Raw genomic sequence first — 16,322 nt, 5'->3', positions numbered from 1 at the left:
GCCGCTTACAGCAGGGGCCGGCCTCCCGTGGGAGACCGGCCCCTGCTTCGTTCAACGGGCGCTCAGCCCAGTGTGGCCAGCTCGTTGATCAGCACGTTCGACATGACCTGACCGTCGCGCTGGACCTCCCGCAGGTACCACTTCTGCTGCGGCGTACGCGGCTGGTTGAACTGCCAGATGCCGCGCGGGCTGTCGATCTGGCCGATCTTGCCCAGCGCGAGGTTGACCTGCTGCGGGCTGGGCGTTCCGCCGGTCAGCTGGATCGCCTGGTCGAGCACCTGCGCCGCGTCGTACGACGCCATCGCGTAGGTCGTGGGCGTGCTCTGGTGCTTCTTGCGGTAGGCCGAGGCGAAGACCCGGTTCGACGTGTTGTTGAGGTCGGCCGAGTAGTTCAGGGCCGTCTGGATGCCCAGCGCGTCCCGGTCCAGGCTCTCCAGCACGGCGCCCTCGGTGAGGAAGCCGGGGGCGTAGACGGGCCCGGAGAACTGGTCGCGCAGCTGCTTGATGAACTCCACGGCGGCCGCGCCCGCGAAGAAGCAGAACACCGCGGTCGGCTTCTTGCGCAGCGCCTTCTCGATGTCCGCCACGTAGGTGGTCTTGCCCGGGTTCGGGGTGGGGTTGGTGTTGGTCACCGGGTCCGCGATGCGCGGGTCGGTGACGCCGAAGCCCTGCTTGAACCCCCGTACGACGTCCGGGCTGCCCACGTTCTCCGGCACGATGATCGCGATCCGGCCGTTCGCCGGGAGCTGGTCGCGCAGGTACAGGCCGAGCGCCCGGCCGGCCTCGTCCAGCACGTACGAGGTACGCCAGATGTAGACGACGCTCTGCAGGCTGCTCGGTGAGGCGTTCGACCCCACGAGCGGGACCCGGGCATCCTCGACGGTGTCGCGGATGCCCACCATCACCGCCGAGTTGACCACGCCGGTGAGTGCCAGCACGTTCTGCTTGAGGAGCTGGTCGACGGCGGCCTTGCCGGTCTTGGCGGTCTCGCCCTCGTCGGCGGTGAGCAGCTCGACCGGGTGGCCACCCAGCTGCTGGTTGTGCAGGTCGAGGAAGAGCTGGAAGCCGTTGGTGATGTCGTCACCGATGGACTTGAACCCACCAGCCTTCGGCGCGATCAGACCGATCTTGATTGGGCTCTTGGGAGCAGTCGGCTGGTCGACGGTGTCGGAGCCGCACGCGGTGGCGAATCCGGTCGTACCGAGCGCGGCCAACAGTTGAAGCGCCCGCCTGCGATTGATCTGCGACACCGAGTTCCCTTCCAGGAGCGTTGCAGGGCGAACAGCGCCCCTCCGGCGTTCTACCTGGTCGGCGACGCTGCGTCAATGGCTATAGATCATCGTGCAGGGACCGCAACACATCCCGCACCCGGGGCCAGGCCGGGGATTCCGGGTCGATCAGGCCGAAATGCTCGCATCCGGGCAGCTCAATAAGGGAAATATCGGATCCTACGGTACGAGCTGCCACCACGAAATCCCGGCTCATCGAGACCGGCACCTGCTCGTCCAGTGAGCCATGCATCACTACCGTGCGTGTTGACATCGGTACCAATGATCGTGGATCGGCCACCGCGTACCGGTCCGGCACGTCCCTCGGGCCACCACCGAGCAGCGCGGCCACCGCGCCGGAGTCCAGGTCCAGCCGGTACGCCTCGGCGAGATCGGCGACCGGGGCCAGGGCCAGCACCCCACCCACCGTCGACGGCGCGGTGGCCGCCGCGTACAGCGCCAGGTGGCCACCGGCGGAATGCCCGATCAGGATCGGTGCGGCCCCGCTCACCCGACCGGGCAGCGCGTGCGCGACCAGCTCCGGCAGCGCCGCGATCCCGGCGAGGGCGTCGGTCAACGTGCCCGGCCAGCCACCGCCCGGTTGCCCGGTACGCCGATACTCCAGTTGCGCCACCGGGTACCCGTCGGCCGCGAGCGCGGCGGCCAGCGGTCCGGTGTGTCGCCGGTCGTACTCGGCCCGCCAGAAGCCCCCGTGCACCACGACGACCAGCGGTCGGGCCGGCCCGGAACCGGCTGGGCGGCGAAGGTCGGCGATCTGGTCGGGGTGGTCGCCGTACGCCACCGTCCGGTCCGGCGCGGGCGCGGGCCGGGTCAGTACGGCGCGTGGGTCGGCGGACATGGCGCGACGGTAGCGCGACCCGCCCGGGTGGTTCGGCCCAGGGGAGACCGGTCCCGGGCGGCATGGGCCGGACCTCCTGGGTAAAGATGGACCCCATGACCGCTGAGCAGAACGACCAGCCCGGCCCCGACGACTCCGGCCACTCCGGCACCGTGGTGGTGGTCGGTCCGGACGGGCGGCCGATCGGCACCGTGCAGACCGAGGAGGGCCACGGCGAGGACCCGACCCGCCTGGTCGAGCAGCCGGCCAAGGTGATGCGGATCGGCAGCATGATCAAGCAGCTGCTGGAGGAGGTCAAGGCCGCCCCGCTCGACGACGCCAGCCGGCACCGGATGCGGGAGATTCACGAACGCTCGATCGTCGAGCTGAAGGAAGGTCTCGCACCCGAGCTGCGCGACGAGTTGGAGCGGATCTCGCTGCCCTTCACCGAGGACAAGGCGCCCAGCGAGAGCGAGCTGCGCATCGCGCACGCCCAGCTCGTTGGCTGGCTGGAGGGCCTGTTCCACGGCATCCAGGCCGCCCTGGTCGCCCAGCAGATGGCCGCCCGGGTCCAGTTGGAACAGATGCGCGGCGGCCGGCAGGCGCTGCCCAGCGGCCCCGGCGGGGTCGTCCCCGGCATGCCGGGCCTCGGCCAGCCGGGCGGCGGTGAGGGTCACAACACCGGCCAGTACCTCTGACCGGTCACTGGACCCCGAAGACCTTCTCCAGGTACGCGGCCACGCCGTCCTCGGAGTTCGAGCCGGTCACCTCGTCGGCGACCGCGAGGACGGCGGGGTGCGCGTTGGCCACCGCCACGCCGCGCCCCGCCCAACTCAGCATCGGTACGTCGTTCGGCATGTCGCCGAAGGCGACCACGTCCGCCGCGGCCACGCCGAGCCGGTCGCAGTACCAGTCGAGCCCGGCCGCCTTGGTCACCCCGGCCGCGGAGATCTCCACCAGTCCGGAGGACGACGAGTGCGTCGCCTCGGCCAGCCCGTGCAGCGTCGTGGCGATCAGCGCCGCGAACGCGTCCGGGTCCTGCTCGCCGGCCCGGGCGAGGAGCTTCACCGCCGGCACGGAGAGCAGCTCCTCCGGCGTCTCGATCGGCCGGATGGCGTCGGCGTCGGCATCCCAGCGCAGCGGGTAGTGCGCCTCGTGTCGCATCTCCCGGCTGTCCAGGATCTCCACGGCGAAGCTGATGCCGGGCACCTCGGCGCGCAGCCGCCGGGCCACCTCCACCAGATGCTGAGGAGCGAGCGGGTCGGCCCGGAGCACCTCGTCGTTGAACGGGTCGTAAACCACGGCGCCGTTCGCGCACACCGCCGGCAGCGGCTCGGCGAGCTGGTCGTACACCATCTTGAGCCAGCGGACCGGGCGGCCGGTGACCAGCACGACCGGCGTGCCTCGCGCGGAGATCCGCGCGAGCACGTCGGCGGTGTGCGGGCTGACGGTGTGGTCGTCGCGGATCAGCGTGCCGTCGATGTCCGTGGCTACCAGGCGGGGTGTCTCTCCCATCATCGGGAGAGTAGTCGGTCCAGATACACCGCCACCCCGTCGTCGTCATTACGCAGGGTCACCTCGTCGGCGGCCGCGCGGACGTCGGGGTGAGCGTTGGCGACCGCCACCCGCGACCAGCCGGCCCACTCGAACATCGGCAGGTCGTTGGGCATGTCGCCGAAGACCAGCACGTCGGCCGGGTCGACCCCGAGCGTCTGCGCCACGACGGTCAGCCCGGTCGCCTTGTCCACCCCCGGCGGGCAGATCTCGATGAAACCGAGCCCGGCCTGGGTGAGCGTGGCGACCTGGGGTGAGACGATCCGGCGGGCCACCGCCAGCAGTTCGTCCACGTGGTGGTCGGCGGTTCTGGCGAACGCCTTGAGCACGTCGCAGGAGAGGCACTCGTCGCGGGTGCGCGCCTCGAACCGGTCCTGATAGGGCCAACTGGGGTGATAGTCACCCCAAAGCGGCGCGTCGTGCTCGTCGGACGCCTCGACCATCACCGTCAGCGGACCGACCTCGGCCTCCAGGTCGGCGAGCAACCGGGCCAGCACCTCGGCGGGCAGGCGCTCGTCGCGGAGCACCACCGGGCCCGCCGGGTCGCTCTGGTCGACCACCCGTCCGCCGCCGGCCATCACCAGGAAGTCAGCGGCGCGGATGTCGTTGCGGGTCAGCTCGGTCAGGCGAGGGCCGCGTCCGGTCGCGCCGACCACCGGAATACCGGCGGCCCGCACCCGGTCGAGCACCCCGTGGGTGTACGCGGAGACGGTGTCGTCGCTGCGGACGAGTGTTCCGTCGAGGTCGGTCGCGATCAGCTTGGGCAGTCCTGGGCGGGTCATCGTTCCTCCTTCGCCCACCGCCGTCGCAGCCAGCCGTGCGGTCCTGGTCGAGACCCGGCGTGACGGCGGGCAGCAACCGTACCTCGCGGAAAGGGTCGCAACCATGGCTTCCCGGCGAATCGGGCACCAACACGCAGCGCCCCAGAGATGTCCACCCCGCCCTCGCGCGCCCTCGCGCGCCCTCGCCCCCGACCCGCGCCGATCTTGCGCTTTCGGTGGCCGATTTGTTGGCTTGTGCGCCTTGTGTGACGACAGAAACCGCAAGATCGGCGCGGGTCGGGGTGGGTGGGTCAGGTGGGGTTTTCGGGGCGGGCGAAGGGGGTGGCGGGCTCCACCGTCAGGTCGGCGGGAGCGGGTAGGCCGTCTTCCGGCTTCGGGGCCGGGCGGCGACGCCAGGACCGCATCGCGGGGACGTCGGCGCGGGCGACGTCGTCGGCCGGCCCCGGGGACGCGCCGGTCGGTACGGCCCACGCCCGTTGCAGGGCGGCGCCGAAGAGGACGCACGTGACGAACGCCAGAATGAGACCGCGGCCGTACTCGACCTGGAACCCCTGCTCGGACGAGTAGAGCAGGGCCCGCTCCCCGGTGTCGTCGAGCATCGCGGTGGCGGCGACCAACACCGCCAGCAGCGCGCCGGCCAGCGTGAGCCCGACCAGCCGCGCGTTCGCCCGGACCGCCGCCGTGCCCCCCAGCGCCAGGGCCACGGCGCAGGCCAGGGCGAGCAGGCCGGCGAGGTAGGCGACTCCGAAGCCACCGATCTCGGACACGCTGGCGCGCACCTCGATCGTGTTGGGGCCCTCGGGACCGCCGCTGGGCACGGTCGTCAGCACCCACTCACCGATCATCGACGCGATACCGGCCACCGCGCCGAGGCCGGCCAGCAGCAGCGGCAGGCGAGGGTCTCGGGTCAGGCCGACCAGGGGGTTACCGAACCGGCGTGCCCGCGCGGGCTCGTCGGCGCCCCACTCGATCACGGCCGGCGCGTCGGACGGGTCCCCCTGGCGCGGAACGGGCAGATCCTCGGGCATCGGCCATCCCTCCGCCGGTCACGGGTCTGCGTCGAATCATGGCACAGCCCATGGTCGGGGCGCTGCCGTCGACACCGCGCGCCGCCCGCGTCCGCCGCCGCCGGAGAGCACGGTGACGGGAATCGCAGGGCGGTCGTCGGCGGCGGTCGGTCGCCCGGCGGTCGGGTATCCGCTAGCGTTCTCGACATGCCTATCCGTACCGCTTCCGCACAATGGCAGGGCAATCTCACCGAGGGTTCCGGCACCGTCCGCACCGGTAAGGGCGGCCTGTCCGGCAACTACTCCTTCAAGTCGCGCTTCGAGGAGGGCGAGGGCACCAACCCCGAGGAGCTGATCGCCGCCGCGCACGCGGGCTGCTTCTCGATGGCGTTCTCGAAGGCCCTCGCCGACGCCGGCACCACGCCCACCTCGGTCGAGACCACTGCCAAGGTCCATCTGGACAAGACCGATGCCGGGTTCAGCGTGACCCGGATCGACCTCGAGACCGTCGGCCAGGTGCCCGGCGTCGACGAGGCGGAGTTCCAGAAGCTCGCCGAGGCCGCCAAGGCCAACTGCCCGATCTCCCGCCTGCTCTCGCCGGGCACCGAGATCACCCTCACCGCCCGCCTGGCCGCCTGACCCGGCGACCCGCACACGTGGACCCGGCCCGGGTCGCCGAGCGCGACCCGGCCGACCGGTCCCGCGTCGGGCAGAATGGACCTCGTGCCGGTGGAGATGACCCGCGAGCGCTTCGAGGAGCTGGTCGCTGACGCCCTCGACGAGGTGCCCGAAGAGCTTCTCGGCCTGATGAACAACGTGGTGATCCTCGTCGAGGACGACCCGCCGCCGGGTGAAGCCGACCTGCTCGGCCTCTACGAGGGACATGCGCTCACCAACCGGGGCTGGGACTACTCCGGCGTACTGCCAGACCGGATCTTCATCTACCGGCACCCGATCCTGCGGATCTGCGACAACGACGAGGACGTCGTCGACGAGGTGGCGGTGACCGTGGTGCACGAGATTGCCCACCACTTCGGCATCGACGACGAGCGGCTGCACGACCTGGGCTGGGGCTGACGCGTCGCTGAACCGATGGCCGCTGGTTGCCGTGGTCACCTACCGTCGGTGCAGCGACCGCGACCATTTCAGGAGGCACCCTTCATGCGCAGCGAGCTGTTCTCGTCGGAGAATCTGGAGAAGGAGTCGGCGCAGGCAGGCATGCGTCTGCAGAACTCCAAGATGTTGAAGATCGAGCTCAACGGCGAGGCGATGGCCCGGGTCGGCTCGATGGTCGCCTACCAGGGCAACGTGCAGTTCCAGGCCCTGGGCTCGGGCGGCCTCGGCAAGTTCCTCAAGCAGAAGCTCACCGGCGAGGGCGTCCCGCTGATGAAGGTCACCGGTCAGGGTGACGTCTTCCTCGCCGAACTGGCCAAGGACGTCCACATCATCGACCTGGAGCCGGGCGACGCGCTCTCCATCAACGGCTCCAGCGTGCTCGCCTTCGACTCGACCCTGCAGTACGACATCAGGATGGTCGGCGGCGCCGGCATGGCCTCCTCGTCCGGGCTGTTCAACTGCGTGTTCAGCGGCTACGGCCGGATCGCCATCACGACCAAGGGCACCCCGGTGGTGCTCAACGTGGACGCCCCCACGTACGTCGACCCGCAGGCCGCCGTCTGCTGGTCGGCCAACCTCCAGACCGGCTACCACCGGGCCGAGCAGCTCGGTCTCGGCACGCTGCTCGGTCGGCGCACCGGCGAGTCGTTCACCATGAGCTTCGCCGGTCAGGGCTTCGTCGTGGTGCAGCCGTCCGAGGAGCCGCCCGTCATGGGCAGCGGTCAGCAGCAGCAGGAGGGCGGCCTGCTCGGCGGTCTGCTGAGCTGAGCGTCGACGCGGCCGGGGCGCGCGCCACCCGCCCCGGTCAACTCATCTCGCCGGTGCGCAGTCGCGCCAGCCAGGCCGCCGCGTCGGCGTAGTCGACGTCCGACAGGCCGGCAGGCGCGGGCACCCGCCGCTCGCCGGCCTCGACCCAACGGTGTCGGGGGTAGGACCCGAGGAAGCGGACCTCCGCGCACACCCGGCGCAGTCCTTGCAACGCCTCACCGAGGCGTACGTCGGCAACGTGCCCGGTGCAGTCGAGGAAGAAGACGTACCGGCCCAGCGCCTCACCGGTCGGGCGGGACTCGATCCGGGTCAGGTTCACCCCCCGTACGGCCAGCTCGACCAGCACCGACAGCAGCGCGCCCACCCGGTCGTGGGCGATGTAGACGGCCAGCGAGGTGAGGTCGTCACCACTCGGCGGTGGGGGTGGCCCGGGACGGGAGACCAGCACGAACCGGGTCACCGCGTCGGGGTGGTCGGCGATCTTGTCGGCGAGCAGCGTGAGCCGGTGCCGGGCCGCCCCGATGGGCGCGCAGATCGCCGCGTCGTACTCGCCGGACCCGACGCCGGCCGCCGCCGCGCCGTTGGAGAGGACATCGACGACCGTCGCGTCGGGCACGTGGTCGCGCAGCCAGCCCCGGCACTGGGTGGATGCCTGCGGGTGTGCCGCGATCGAGCGGACCGTCGACAGCGCGGTGCCCGTTCGCGCGGCGAGCACGAACTCCACCGGCAGGATCACCTCGCGGGTGATCACCAGTGGCTCACCTTCGACGATCTCGTCGAGGGTGACGCCGACTGCCCCGCCGATCGAGTTCTCCAGCGGTACGAGGGCGGCGTCGGCATCCCCGGCCCGGATGCTGTCGAGCGCCTCCCCCACGCTGCGAGCCGGCGTACGGGAGCCCTGTTCGGCGGCCGGGATGGTGCGCAGGGCCTGCTCGGCGAAGGTGCCCTCGGGGCCGAGGTAGACGAAGCGCGTAGGTGGTGTTCCGGGCATGCCGCCCAGACTACGCACCCGGTCCGATCGACGGAGAAGGATCGCAGGCGAGCGTACGGATCCCGGCCGGCCCGGTGGCACGGACCTCGATGGTGCACACGTCGGTGCCGGCCGTGACCAGTTGCAGAGCCGCTGGCCCGCCCTGGGTGACGACCTGAAGCTCCTCGTGCCCGGTCACCTCCAGCACGGTGTACTGCCAGTCCCCGGCGCACAACGGGCCGGTGCGGACCCGGACCCGGACGTTGTCCGGGAGCACCGAGGCCCGGCCGCGGAGCAACTGCACCACCCGCTGCCCGGTCGGCCCGTTCCGGCAGGCCGTCGCCACCAGGCCGGGCTCCGGGGTGGCCGGGCCGGTGGTCGGTGGCGGTGCGGTCGGCGCGGTCGGCGCGGTCGAGGGGGTGCCCGTCGCGACGACGGTCGGGCCCGACGGCCTGGGACTGCTGGCCCCGGTGGGCACGCCGGCCGGGTCACGCAGCTCGGGAGGGGCTCCGCAGCCGGTCAGCGCTCCGATCGTGAGGAGCGCCAGCAGCGCGGCCCGCACGGGCGCGGTGGGGGCAGCCGGGTGGCGGGGTGGGGTGAACGGCACGGGCCGGTCCTCGGGACATCGGGATACGTCGCGGCCGGGGTGGCCGAGCCCATCGTAGGGCGAGCGGTCGGCCGGGTGAAGCTCAGCCGAGGACGCGGTGTCCGGCGCGTTCCAACGCGGTCGTGCCCTCGGCCAGTCGGACGGCCGGCAGCAGCACGTAGTCGGTCTCGAAGGTGGAGAAGGTGACCATGCTGACCCGGGCCGCGGCGAGTGGGTCCACGAGGGCCGCGAGCGTGCCGGTGCCGTCCAGGCCCGCTGGAGCGGCCACTCGGAGGCAGCGCCAGATGGTCTCCACCACGGCCTCGTCGGGCAACCGGTCGGCCGGGCAGATCACCGAGATCCCGTCGGCGGTCCAGCTCACCATGACGACGTCGGCGCGACCCAGTCCGCTCGACAACGCGGCCGGCAGGGTGGTGCCGCCACCCAGCCGGGACACGGCGTACTCCCCCGGCAACAGAGTGATATCGAGCATGAGGGCACCTTACGGCGTGGAAGCGAGCCCATCCGGGCATCGCCGCGTGCGGCGAACGCCACAAAACGCCGCAGGTCAGACCTCGGAGAAGAAGGTGAGCGAGCCCGCGACGACGCCGTCGGAGAGCACCGGGGTGGAGATCGCGTCGACCGTCGCGTCGGGGCCGCCGGTGGAGGCGGCCTGCACCCGCAGCAGGCCCCGGGCGAGCCGGCCGGAAGAGAGCGCCAACAGGGGCGGAATCTTGTCGATCTCGGCTTCGGTCAGCTCGCCCCGGTTGGCGGTGAAGTCGAGCAGGCGAAGACCGCCGTCGAGGAGCGGACGCCCGATCAGGCCGGCGGGCTCGCCCAGGCAGAGCAGCGCGCAGCCGGCGGCGGAGATGGCCACCACGCGGGTGTCGGCGTCGATGAGCAGGCAGGGCTCGTCCGCCCGCCCGACGGTCGAGGACCACTGGCCGACATTGTCGAACTCGGGCTCTGTCGAGGCTCGGGCCGACGGCGCGAACACTTCCGAGAGCGAGAGTTCGACGTGGGCCACCGCGCCTCCTATGTACAACGACGGACTGTCCACGCTAGCCGGTCAACGACGGATTCACCGAGCGAGCCGGGTCACCGCACCACAGCGGAGAACCTCCGGGCGGCCGGCGACGGCGCGGGAGCCGGTGGGTAGGTGGGGGACCGGGGCCGCGTGGCGTCGCCGGTGACGTTACCGGCGGTGGGCCGCCTTGTCAGCGGCCGTTCGGCCCTCCTCGTACCACCGGTAGTCGGCCGATGGACGGTACGTGCCGCTCAGCCAGGTGCTCGGGTGCTGCGCCACCCGGGCCAGCTTCTCGGCCGTGGTCGGGCTGATCCGGTTGCCCCCGGCGACGAGGAGCCGGTCCAGCTCCCGGTGGGTGGCCATCAGACAGTCCTTCGGGAGGCCGTAGACGCTGATCACGCCAGAACCCACGAAGGTCAGCACCGGCGTCACCGGGATGGTCAGCCCCACCGCGTCGGAGAGGGCCTTGCTGGCCCGCTTGGCGTCCCGTCGGGCCTCGGTCACGTACGGGGGTCGCTTCCCGTTGATCTGTACGACGTCCCCGGCGACGAGCACCCGGGCCCGGCCGTGGTCGGCGACGGTCACCGCGAACAGCCCGCTCGGCCCGATGGCGAGGAATCCGGCGCGGTCGTCCTGGGCGCGGTCGAGCAGGACGTCCGCCACGTCGGTGCGGGGCCACTCGATGACGTGCCAGGACGGCCCGAGGTGGTCGAGTTGACCGAGCGCCCGCGCTCCGGCTGCCTCCAGCCGCCGGGCGCCTCGCTCGGCACGACGGCGGCGGGCCCACTCGAGCGGTGTGGGGCGGACCGGTTCCAGAGCCCCCGGCGCCTCGACGCGGGGGTGGGGCACCGCAATGGGCGGCAGTGCCCGTGCGGTCGGTACGGCTCGTCGTGCGGGAAAGACAGTCATCGCGACCTCCGGCAAAAGGTCCCTCGAAGTTATGTCCTCACTACCCTACGTTGCCACTGTGGGTGTTCGGCAAGCCGGAGCGCCGGAGTGACTGTGGATGAATGCCATATTCATCCACAGTTCTTTTCTCGGATGCCGCCAAACCCTGCCCTACGCTGCGGGAGTGACCCACTACGTCGACAGTGAAGTCGGCCGGCTCGGCACCGTCCTGCTGCACCGGCCCGGCCCGGAACTGGCCCGGCTCACCCCGCGCAACAACGACTCGCTCCTGTTCGACGCGATCCCCTGGGTCGGCCGCGCCCAGGAGGAGCACGACGCCTTCGCGGCCGCGCTGCGCGAACGCGGGGTCGAAGTGCTCTACCTGGCCACCCTGCTGGCCGAGACGCTGGCCGTCGAGGACGCCCGCGCCGAACTGACCGAGCAGGTGCTGCGCTCGCGCCGCCTCGGCGACACGCTCCGCGCCCGGGTCGCCGATCACCTCGCCTACCTGGACCCGGTCGCGCTGGCCGACGTGCTGACCGCCGGGCTGGCCCACGAGGAGCTGCGGATCAGCTCGGAGCGGCCGGGCGGGCTCGTCTACACCCTGATGGACCGCCACGACTTCGTCATCGACCCGCTGCCCAACCTGCTCTTCACCCGGGACTCGTCGCTGTGGATCGGCGACCGGGTCGGCGTCACCAGCCTCGCCATGCCGGCCCGCCGCCGGGAGACCACCCTGACCGACGCCATCTACCGGCACCACCCCCGGTTCGCCGGCACCGACTTCGTCTACCGGCCCGACCTGGAACACCTGGAGGGCGGGGACGTGTTGCTGCTCGCACCCGGCGTGCTCGCGGTCGGCGTGGGTGAGCGGACCACTCCGGCGGGCGCGGAACGCCTCGGCCGGCAGGTCTTCGCCGCCGGCCTGGCCCACACCATCCTGGTGGTGCCGATCGCCCAGAAGCGCGCCACGATGCACCTGGACACGGTCTGCACGATGGTCGACGTCGACGCCGTCCTGATGTATCCGAACATCGCCAGCACGCTCTCGGCGTACACCGTCATCGCCGGCGCGGACGGCGAGGACCCACGGGTGGACGGCCCGGCGCCCTTCCTGCGGGCCGCTGCCGACGCGATGGACCTGGACCAGCTCCGGGTCATCGACACCGGCCTGGACCCGGTGACGGCGGAACGCGAGCAGTGGGACGACGGCAACAACACCCTCGCCCTCGCGCCCCGGCTCTGCGTCGGTTATGAGCGCAACACGGAGACCAACGCGCAGTTGGAGCGGGCCGGCATCGAGATCATCCCGATTGCCGGGTCGGAGCTGGGCTCCGGCCGGGGCGGCCCGCGCTGCATGTCCTGCCCGATCGTCCGCGAGCCGCTGCGCGTCCGCGGCTGAACCCGGCCACCGCTGCCCGGTGGGGCGTAACGGGCAGCGGTAGCCGGGTCAGCGCAGGGTGAGCTGGCGGCCGAGCAGCCCCTGGCGGGCCCGCCGACCTGCGGCGTCCAACGCCTCGGTGCTGGCGAGGGCCTCCGCGTAGCGCTTGGCGAACTGTGCGACCGGGTCCTCCCACTCGCTCGCCGGCGTCTCCTCCGGCAGGTCCCAGACGGGGACCAGCCGGCCGTGGGCGCGGAACATCCCGGCGAACTTCGTCTGGTCGCCGAGCGTCAGCGTGCCGGCCGCGCCGAGCCGGGCCAGCGCGTCGAGGGCGGCGTCCTCGTCGTCCGGCAGCACCCAGCGCACGTGCGACTTCTCGGGGACCCGGCACCAGTACGCGGCCTTCGCGGCGGTCATCCGCACGGTCGGGTAGATGGCGGCGTTCGCCCGTTCCAGGGAAGCCTGGACGCCCGGGTCGTCGGTCGCGCCGGGATCGAGCCAGAACTCGAACCCGTCGTGCATGGTGATCTCCAGCGGGCCGTCCACCAGGATGTCCTGGAGTCGCGGCCCGGCCCCGGGCAGCGGCGGCACGGACACCTGGCCGCCCGGCTCGGTGCGTAGCGCGCAGAGCAGTGCCTCGGCCAGGTCCCGGGAGACGTCGCCGGACTGCTGGTGCCGCTGGAGTCCGATGAGCACCTGGCCGTCCGGCTTGCTCACGGCGGGCGCGGCCATCGGCAGCACCGTGGCCAGGGTCGCCGACCGGTCGCCGAACTCCTCGACCAGGGCGGGCGCCAGTCGCAGCGGGGCGGACGCGGCGGGCACCAGCTCGCGCAGCGCGATCCACTCAGGCTCGTCCACCAGGCCCTCGAAGGGGCGCGGCACGAAAACGTCCCGCACCTTGTCCCGACGGGGGGTGGTGTCGCTGGCTGCTCGCTGGCTCTTTCGACGCTTGCTCACGGCGTCACAGCCTAGAGCCCTCGACCGTGCACCGTGGCCCGGACCCGCCACCGGGGAGTCAGTTCGCCGCGACCAGCCGGGGAGTGGGATCGAACTCCGCCCAGACGCGCTGGCCCATGCCGTCCCGCTCGACGCCCCAGCGGGTCGCCAGGCCGGCCACGATGTGCAGGCCCCGCCCGTCCGCCGCGTCGAGGCCGGCGGTGCGGATCCGGGGGCCGGTGGCCGCGCCGCCGTCGGTCACCCGCAACTGGATCCGTGGGCCGTTGGCGGACGGCCGCAGCCGCCAGGCCACCCGGACCACACCGCCGGGCAGGGGACGGGCGTGCCGGACCGAGTTGCCCACCAGTTCGGCCAGCACCGCGATCAGGTCCGCGAGGAGCGCCGGGGGTACGACGTCCGCCAGGTCGTCGGCGAGCCGATGCCGGGCCAGTCGTGCGCCGGCGGGGTGATGGGGAACCACCACGCACCACGCCCGATCCCTCGCCGCCGTCGCCACCGTCGCCTCCACGTCGCGCCCCGCTGGTCAACCGCGCGGTAGTCGCACCTCTGCGACCGTACCGCCGTCGGTCCTCGGACGTAGGGATACCCATCCATTCTGTTGTTCAACGATCCGACGGACGAGATAGAGGCCGAGCCCCGCTCCGGGGTAACCGCGCCGGTCACCGGACTCGCCCTGCCAGAACCGGTCGAAAGCGCGTTCCACGTGCTCCGGCCGGATGCTGATGCCGCGGTCACTCACCCGGAACGCGACCAACTGACCGTCGACCCCGGCAGTGACTTCAATGGGGGAGCCCGGCGGCGAGTACTTTCCGGCATTGGTCACCAGCTCGGTCAGGACGGTCGCCAGGCTGGGCCGGTGGCCGAGCGCCTTGGGCAGGTCGACGGGCAGCCGAAGCGTCAGCCGGTGCCGTAGCTCCGCCGGCAGGTCCACCACTGCGGCGCGCAGCGCCGCACCGAGGTCGAACGGGGTGGGCGGCTCGTCCGCGGGTCCTGTCTCGGCCGCCGAGGAGAGCAGCCGGTCGACCAGCCGGGCCAGTTCGTTGGCGCGCTGCCCGATCACCCGGGCCGCCTGCCGCCGGTCGCCGTCGGTCAGCGACTCCCAGTGGTCGGTGAGGGTGTCCGCGTACCCCTTGATGACGGTGACCGGCGTGCGTAGCTCGTGGCTGGTCACCGCGACGAACAGTTCCCGGTCGTGGTCGCGGCGCTGCTGGTCGGTGATGTCGCGGAAGGTGACCACCCGCAGCGCGCCCGGGCCGGGCAGGTCGCCGGAGGTGATGCGCAGCCAGCGCCCGTCCGGCAGCCGGTGGTCGCGGACCTGCCCGGCGGGCGGCAGCGGCAACGGCAGCGGCCGGTTCAGGGCCTGATCCGTCGCGCAGCCGGTCACCTGGACGGCGGCCGGGTTCCACAGCCGGACGTGCCCGTCCCGGTCGACCACCGCCAGCCCGTCGGCGAGCGCCGCCACCACCGGCCCGTCCCCGTGCACCGGCAATCCGCTCTGGTCGCCGTACATGTGGGCGACGCAGGAGGCGAGGTACGCGATGACGCCCTGCTGCTCGGCGCCCGGCTCGTCGTCGCCCGGATAGAGGGCGTGCAGGCTGCCGACGGTGTGACCGCCGATCTCGGCCCGGGAGACCACCATCCGGCGTAGTCCGCTGCCGGCCAGTTCGGCGGCGAGCTTGCCGCTCAGGTCGGTCACCCGGACCTGGCTCACCCGGGGGCCGGAGAGCAGGCGGACCGTGTCCGGGTCGTCCGCCGCGAGCGGCCGGCCGAGGGCCCACTCCGCCGCGCCGGTGGCCGCGATCACCCGGCCGCCGGTCGGACCGAACTCGACGAACGCCATCCCGCTCGCGCGCAGCGCCGGTTGGGTCATCCGGAGGAGTTGGGTGAGGACCGGCAGGCCCGCGTCCCCCGCATTGATCATCTCGATCACGACGGTGTGGCCGGCGAGGAGAGCGGGAAAGTCGATACGCTCCGGCATGTGCCGAGTCTGCCCCGCCGGCCCGGCTTTCGGCACCCCTGGTCGTCGTGTGTTCAGCGGTCCCGCCGGGCCAGGACGTGCGCCGGTCGGTCCGTGATGATCCCGTCCACCTCCTCGGCCAGCACCAGCTCCACGTCGGCCGGCTCGTTGACCGTCCAGACGTACACCTGGTTACCGGCGGCGCGCAGCGCGGGCAGCAGGTGGGGGCGGGCCCGGAGCAGGCCGATGCCCGGGCCGGCGATGCGGGCGCCGAACGGCAACCGGCCGAGACGCAGCCAGGGTGGCAGCACCTCCAGCAGCAGCACCGTGGGCAGCGCCGGGGCCAGCTCCCGGATCCGTCGTACGGCCAGCGGAGAGAACGACATGACGGTCACCTGGACCGGATCGTCGGGTGCCGGATCGACCAGCCCGTACTGCCGTAGCAGGTCGACCAGCCGCCGCTCCACCAGTGAGCCGAAGCGCGACGGATGCTTCGTCTCCACGAGCAACCGGACGGGCCGCCCGGCGGCGAGCACCGCGTCGAGCAGCCGGGCCAGGGTCAACAGCCGGGTGTGCGACTCGTCCGGCGGCAGGTCACCGCCCGGCGCGCCGGCCGGATGCCACGAACCGAAGTCCAGCGCGTCCAACTCGGCGAGAGTACGCGCGCTGACCAGCCCGCGACCGTTGCTCGTGCGGTCCAGCCGCCGGTCGTGTACGCAGACCAGATGACCGTCCCGGGTCAGCCGGACGTCGCACTCCAGCCCGTCGGCACCCTCGTCGAGGGCGCGCAGGTATGCGGCGAGGGTGTGCTCCGGAAGGTCGTACGAGGCGCCGCGGTGCGCGAAGACCAGTGGTCCGCCCATCCCGCCCGCCTCAGATGACCTGGCCGGGCTGCCCGTTCGCGTCGACCACCGGCCGGCCGACCGCCGCCCACTGGCGCATCCCGCCGTCGGCGTTGCGTACCTGCCCCCAACCGTTATTGATTAGGTAGGCGACGACCTGGGCGGATCGTCCACCGGAGCGGCAGATGACGGCCACGTCCCGGTCGGTCGGCACCTCGGCCAGCCGAGCGGGCAACTCCATCATCGGCAGGTGGTGTGCGGTGGGGGCGTGGCCGGCCGCCCATTCGTCGGCCTCCCGCACGTCGAGCAGGTAGGTGTCGTCGGCGATCTCGGTCACGGGCACGGTGGGAACCTGGGGTCCGAACACAGGAAGCAACACTA

Annotated in this window: 20 protein-coding genes; 5 read left to right on the top strand and 15 right to left on the bottom strand. The window is 72.2% G+C overall.

Annotated elements, in window-relative coordinates:
* Positions 1-62 precede the first annotated feature (62 nt).
* Complete coding sequence (locus ACN269_RS19395) at positions 63-1,250, bottom strand: ABC transporter substrate-binding protein (RefSeq protein ID WP_421473758.1); 1,188 nt, start codon at positions 1,248-1,250, stop codon at positions 63-65.
* A gap of 79 nt (positions 1,251-1,329) precedes the next feature.
* Complete coding sequence (locus ACN269_RS19390) at positions 1,330-2,127, bottom strand: alpha/beta hydrolase family protein (RefSeq protein WP_421473757.1); 798 nt, start codon at positions 2,125-2,127, stop codon at positions 1,330-1,332.
* A gap of 62 nt (positions 2,128-2,189) precedes the next feature.
* Between ACN269_RS19390 and ACN269_RS19385 the strand changes: the two genes are divergently transcribed.
* Positions 2,190-2,804 carry a bacterial proteasome activator family protein gene (locus tag ACN269_RS19385; protein WP_421473756.1) on the top strand — a complete coding sequence of 205 codons (615 nt, stop codon included), beginning with the start codon at positions 2,190-2,192 and terminating at the stop codon, positions 2,802-2,804.
* Positions 2,805-2,808: 4 nt separating this feature from the next.
* Here ACN269_RS19385 and ACN269_RS19380 read toward each other — a convergent pair whose 3' ends face one another.
* The 3 genes from ACN269_RS19380 to ACN269_RS19370 all read right to left on the bottom strand — a co-directional run bounded on the left by ACN269_RS19380 (position 2,809) and on the right by ACN269_RS19370 (position 5,470).
* Entirely contained in the window at positions 2,809-3,621 is an 813-nt protein-coding gene (locus ACN269_RS19380) for a Cof-type HAD-IIB family hydrolase (RefSeq protein ID WP_421473755.1), read from the bottom strand.
* Positions 3,621-4,442 (bottom strand): HAD family hydrolase, encoded by an 822-nt coding sequence (locus tag ACN269_RS19375; RefSeq protein ID WP_421473754.1) that lies wholly within the window; start codon positions 4,440-4,442, stop codon positions 3,621-3,623. The genes ACN269_RS19380 and ACN269_RS19375 overlap by 1 nt, the downstream gene beginning before the upstream one ends.
* A gap of 290 nt (positions 4,443-4,732) precedes the next feature.
* Complete coding sequence (locus ACN269_RS19370; protein ID WP_421473753.1) at positions 4,733-5,470, bottom strand: hypothetical protein; 738 nt, start codon at positions 5,468-5,470, stop codon at positions 4,733-4,735.
* Positions 5,471-5,656: 186 nt separating this feature from the next.
* On the opposite strand from ACN269_RS19370, the gene ACN269_RS19365 reads away from it, so the two are divergent.
* The 3 genes from ACN269_RS19365 to ACN269_RS19355 all read left to right on the top strand — a co-directional run bounded on the left by ACN269_RS19365 (position 5,657) and on the right by ACN269_RS19355 (position 7,333).
* The gene (locus ACN269_RS19365; RefSeq protein ID WP_421473752.1) at positions 5,657-6,088 is read left to right on the top strand and encodes an OsmC family protein; all 432 of its coding nucleotides are present in this window, start codon (positions 5,657-5,659) and stop codon (positions 6,086-6,088) included.
* A gap of 90 nt (positions 6,089-6,178) precedes the next feature.
* On the top strand, positions 6,179-6,526 hold the full coding sequence (locus ACN269_RS19360; RefSeq protein WP_421476432.1) for a metallopeptidase family protein: 348 nt from the start codon (positions 6,179-6,181) through the stop codon (positions 6,524-6,526).
* Between the two features lie 84 nt (positions 6,527-6,610).
* Positions 6,611-7,333, top strand: coding sequence for an AIM24 family protein (locus ACN269_RS19355; protein ID WP_357131467.1), 723 nt, complete (start codon positions 6,611-6,613; stop codon positions 7,331-7,333).
* Positions 7,334-7,370: 37 nt separating this feature from the next.
* On the opposite strand, the gene pheA is transcribed toward ACN269_RS19355, so the two are convergent.
* The 5 genes from pheA to ACN269_RS19330 form a co-directional block, all read right to left on the bottom strand.
* A complete protein-coding gene (gene pheA, locus ACN269_RS19350) occupies positions 7,371-8,324 on the bottom strand; it encodes a prephenate dehydratase (RefSeq protein ID WP_421473751.1) in 954 nt (317 codons plus the stop codon).
* A 10-nt stretch (positions 8,325-8,334) separates the two neighbouring features.
* Positions 8,335-8,910 (bottom strand): hypothetical protein, encoded by a 576-nt coding sequence (locus ACN269_RS19345; RefSeq protein ID WP_421473750.1) that lies wholly within the window; start codon positions 8,908-8,910, stop codon positions 8,335-8,337.
* A gap of 82 nt (positions 8,911-8,992) precedes the next feature.
* The gene (locus ACN269_RS19340) at positions 8,993-9,382 is read right to left on the bottom strand and encodes an ACT domain-containing protein (RefSeq protein WP_421473749.1); all 390 of its coding nucleotides are present in this window, start codon (positions 9,380-9,382) and stop codon (positions 8,993-8,995) included.
* A 75-nt stretch (positions 9,383-9,457) separates the two neighbouring features.
* A complete protein-coding gene (locus ACN269_RS19335; RefSeq protein ID WP_421473748.1) occupies positions 9,458-9,916 on the bottom strand; it encodes a hypothetical protein in 459 nt (152 codons plus the stop codon).
* A gap of 168 nt (positions 9,917-10,084) precedes the next feature.
* Positions 10,085-10,825 carry a hypothetical protein gene (locus tag ACN269_RS19330; protein WP_421473747.1) on the bottom strand — a complete coding sequence of 247 codons (741 nt, stop codon included), beginning with the start codon at positions 10,823-10,825 and terminating at the stop codon, positions 10,085-10,087.
* Between the two features lie 163 nt (positions 10,826-10,988).
* Here ACN269_RS19330 and ACN269_RS19325 point away from each other — a divergent pair, with 163 nt between their 5' ends.
* Positions 10,989-12,206, top strand: a complete 1,218-nt coding sequence (locus tag ACN269_RS19325) for an arginine deiminase (RefSeq protein ID WP_421473746.1) — start codon at positions 10,989-10,991, stop codon at positions 12,204-12,206.
* 48 nt (positions 12,207-12,254) lie between these two features.
* Here ACN269_RS19325 and ACN269_RS19320 read toward each other — a convergent pair whose 3' ends face one another.
* From ACN269_RS19320 to ACN269_RS19300, 5 genes are read right to left on the bottom strand one after another with little or no spacing between them, the layout of a single operon-like run.
* The gene (locus ACN269_RS19320) at positions 12,255-13,142 is read right to left on the bottom strand and encodes a DUF5926 family protein (RefSeq protein WP_421473745.1); all 888 of its coding nucleotides are present in this window, start codon (positions 13,140-13,142) and stop codon (positions 12,255-12,257) included.
* 58 nt (positions 13,143-13,200) lie between these two features.
* Positions 13,201-13,605, bottom strand: a complete 405-nt coding sequence (locus ACN269_RS19315; protein ID WP_421476430.1) for an ATP-binding protein — start codon at positions 13,603-13,605, stop codon at positions 13,201-13,203.
* Between the two features lie 60 nt (positions 13,606-13,665).
* On the bottom strand, positions 13,666-15,120 hold the full coding sequence (locus ACN269_RS19310) for an ATP-binding protein (RefSeq protein WP_421473744.1): 1,455 nt from the start codon (positions 15,118-15,120) through the stop codon (positions 13,666-13,668).
* Positions 15,121-15,173: 53 nt separating this feature from the next.
* Complete coding sequence (locus tag ACN269_RS19305) at positions 15,174-15,962, bottom strand: glycerophosphodiester phosphodiesterase (RefSeq protein ID WP_421473743.1); 789 nt, start codon at positions 15,960-15,962, stop codon at positions 15,174-15,176.
* 10 nt (positions 15,963-15,972) lie between these two features.
* On the bottom strand, positions 15,973-16,308 hold the full coding sequence (locus tag ACN269_RS19300) for a rhodanese-like domain-containing protein (RefSeq protein WP_355048654.1): 336 nt from the start codon (positions 16,306-16,308) through the stop codon (positions 15,973-15,975).
* Between the last annotated feature and the right edge of the window lie 14 nt (positions 16,309-16,322).

Source organism: Micromonospora sp. WMMD736, assembly GCF_049179015.1.
GTDB lineage: Bacteria > Actinomycetota > Actinomycetes > Mycobacteriales > Micromonosporaceae > Micromonospora.
The sequence above is the reverse complement of the archived record's forward strand: the minus strand, read 5'-3'. Positions and strand labels throughout refer to the sequence as shown.

Excerpts from the sequence above, each read along its gene's own strand:
- ACN269_RS19390 (WP_421473757.1), bottom strand. The coding sequence starts at position 2,127 with ATGTCCGCCGACCCACGCGCCGTACTGACCCGGCCCGCGCCCGCGCCG.
- ACN269_RS19385 (WP_421473756.1), top strand. The coding sequence starts at position 2,190 with ATGGGCCGGACCTCCTGGGTAAAGATGGACCCCATGACCGCTGAGCAG.
- ACN269_RS19380 (WP_421473755.1), bottom strand. The coding sequence starts at position 3,621 with ATGGGAGAGACACCCCGCCTGGTAGCCACGGACATCGACGGCACGCTG.
- ACN269_RS19375 (WP_421473754.1), bottom strand. The coding sequence starts at position 4,442 with ATGACCCGCCCAGGACTGCCCAAGCTGATCGCGACCGACCTCGACGGA.
- ACN269_RS19370 (WP_421473753.1), bottom strand. The coding sequence starts at position 5,470 with ATGCCCGAGGATCTGCCCGTTCCGCGCCAGGGGGACCCGTCCGACGCG.
- ACN269_RS19365 (WP_421473752.1), top strand. The coding sequence starts at position 5,657 with ATGCCTATCCGTACCGCTTCCGCACAATGGCAGGGCAATCTCACCGAG.
- ACN269_RS19355 (WP_357131467.1), top strand. The coding sequence starts at position 6,611 with ATGCGCAGCGAGCTGTTCTCGTCGGAGAATCTGGAGAAGGAGTCGGCG.
- pheA (WP_421473751.1), bottom strand. The coding sequence starts at position 8,324 with ATGCCCGGAACACCACCTACGCGCTTCGTCTACCTCGGCCCCGAGGGC.
- ACN269_RS19340 (WP_421473749.1), bottom strand. The coding sequence starts at position 9,382 with ATGCTCGATATCACTCTGTTGCCGGGGGAGTACGCCGTGTCCCGGCTG.
- ACN269_RS19330 (WP_421473747.1), bottom strand. The coding sequence starts at position 10,825 with ATGACTGTCTTTCCCGCACGACGAGCCGTACCGACCGCACGGGCACTG.
- ACN269_RS19310 (WP_421473744.1), bottom strand. The coding sequence starts at position 15,120 with ATGCCGGAGCGTATCGACTTTCCCGCTCTCCTCGCCGGCCACACCGTC.
- ACN269_RS19305 (WP_421473743.1), bottom strand. The coding sequence starts at position 15,962 with ATGGGCGGACCACTGGTCTTCGCGCACCGCGGCGCCTCGTACGACCTT.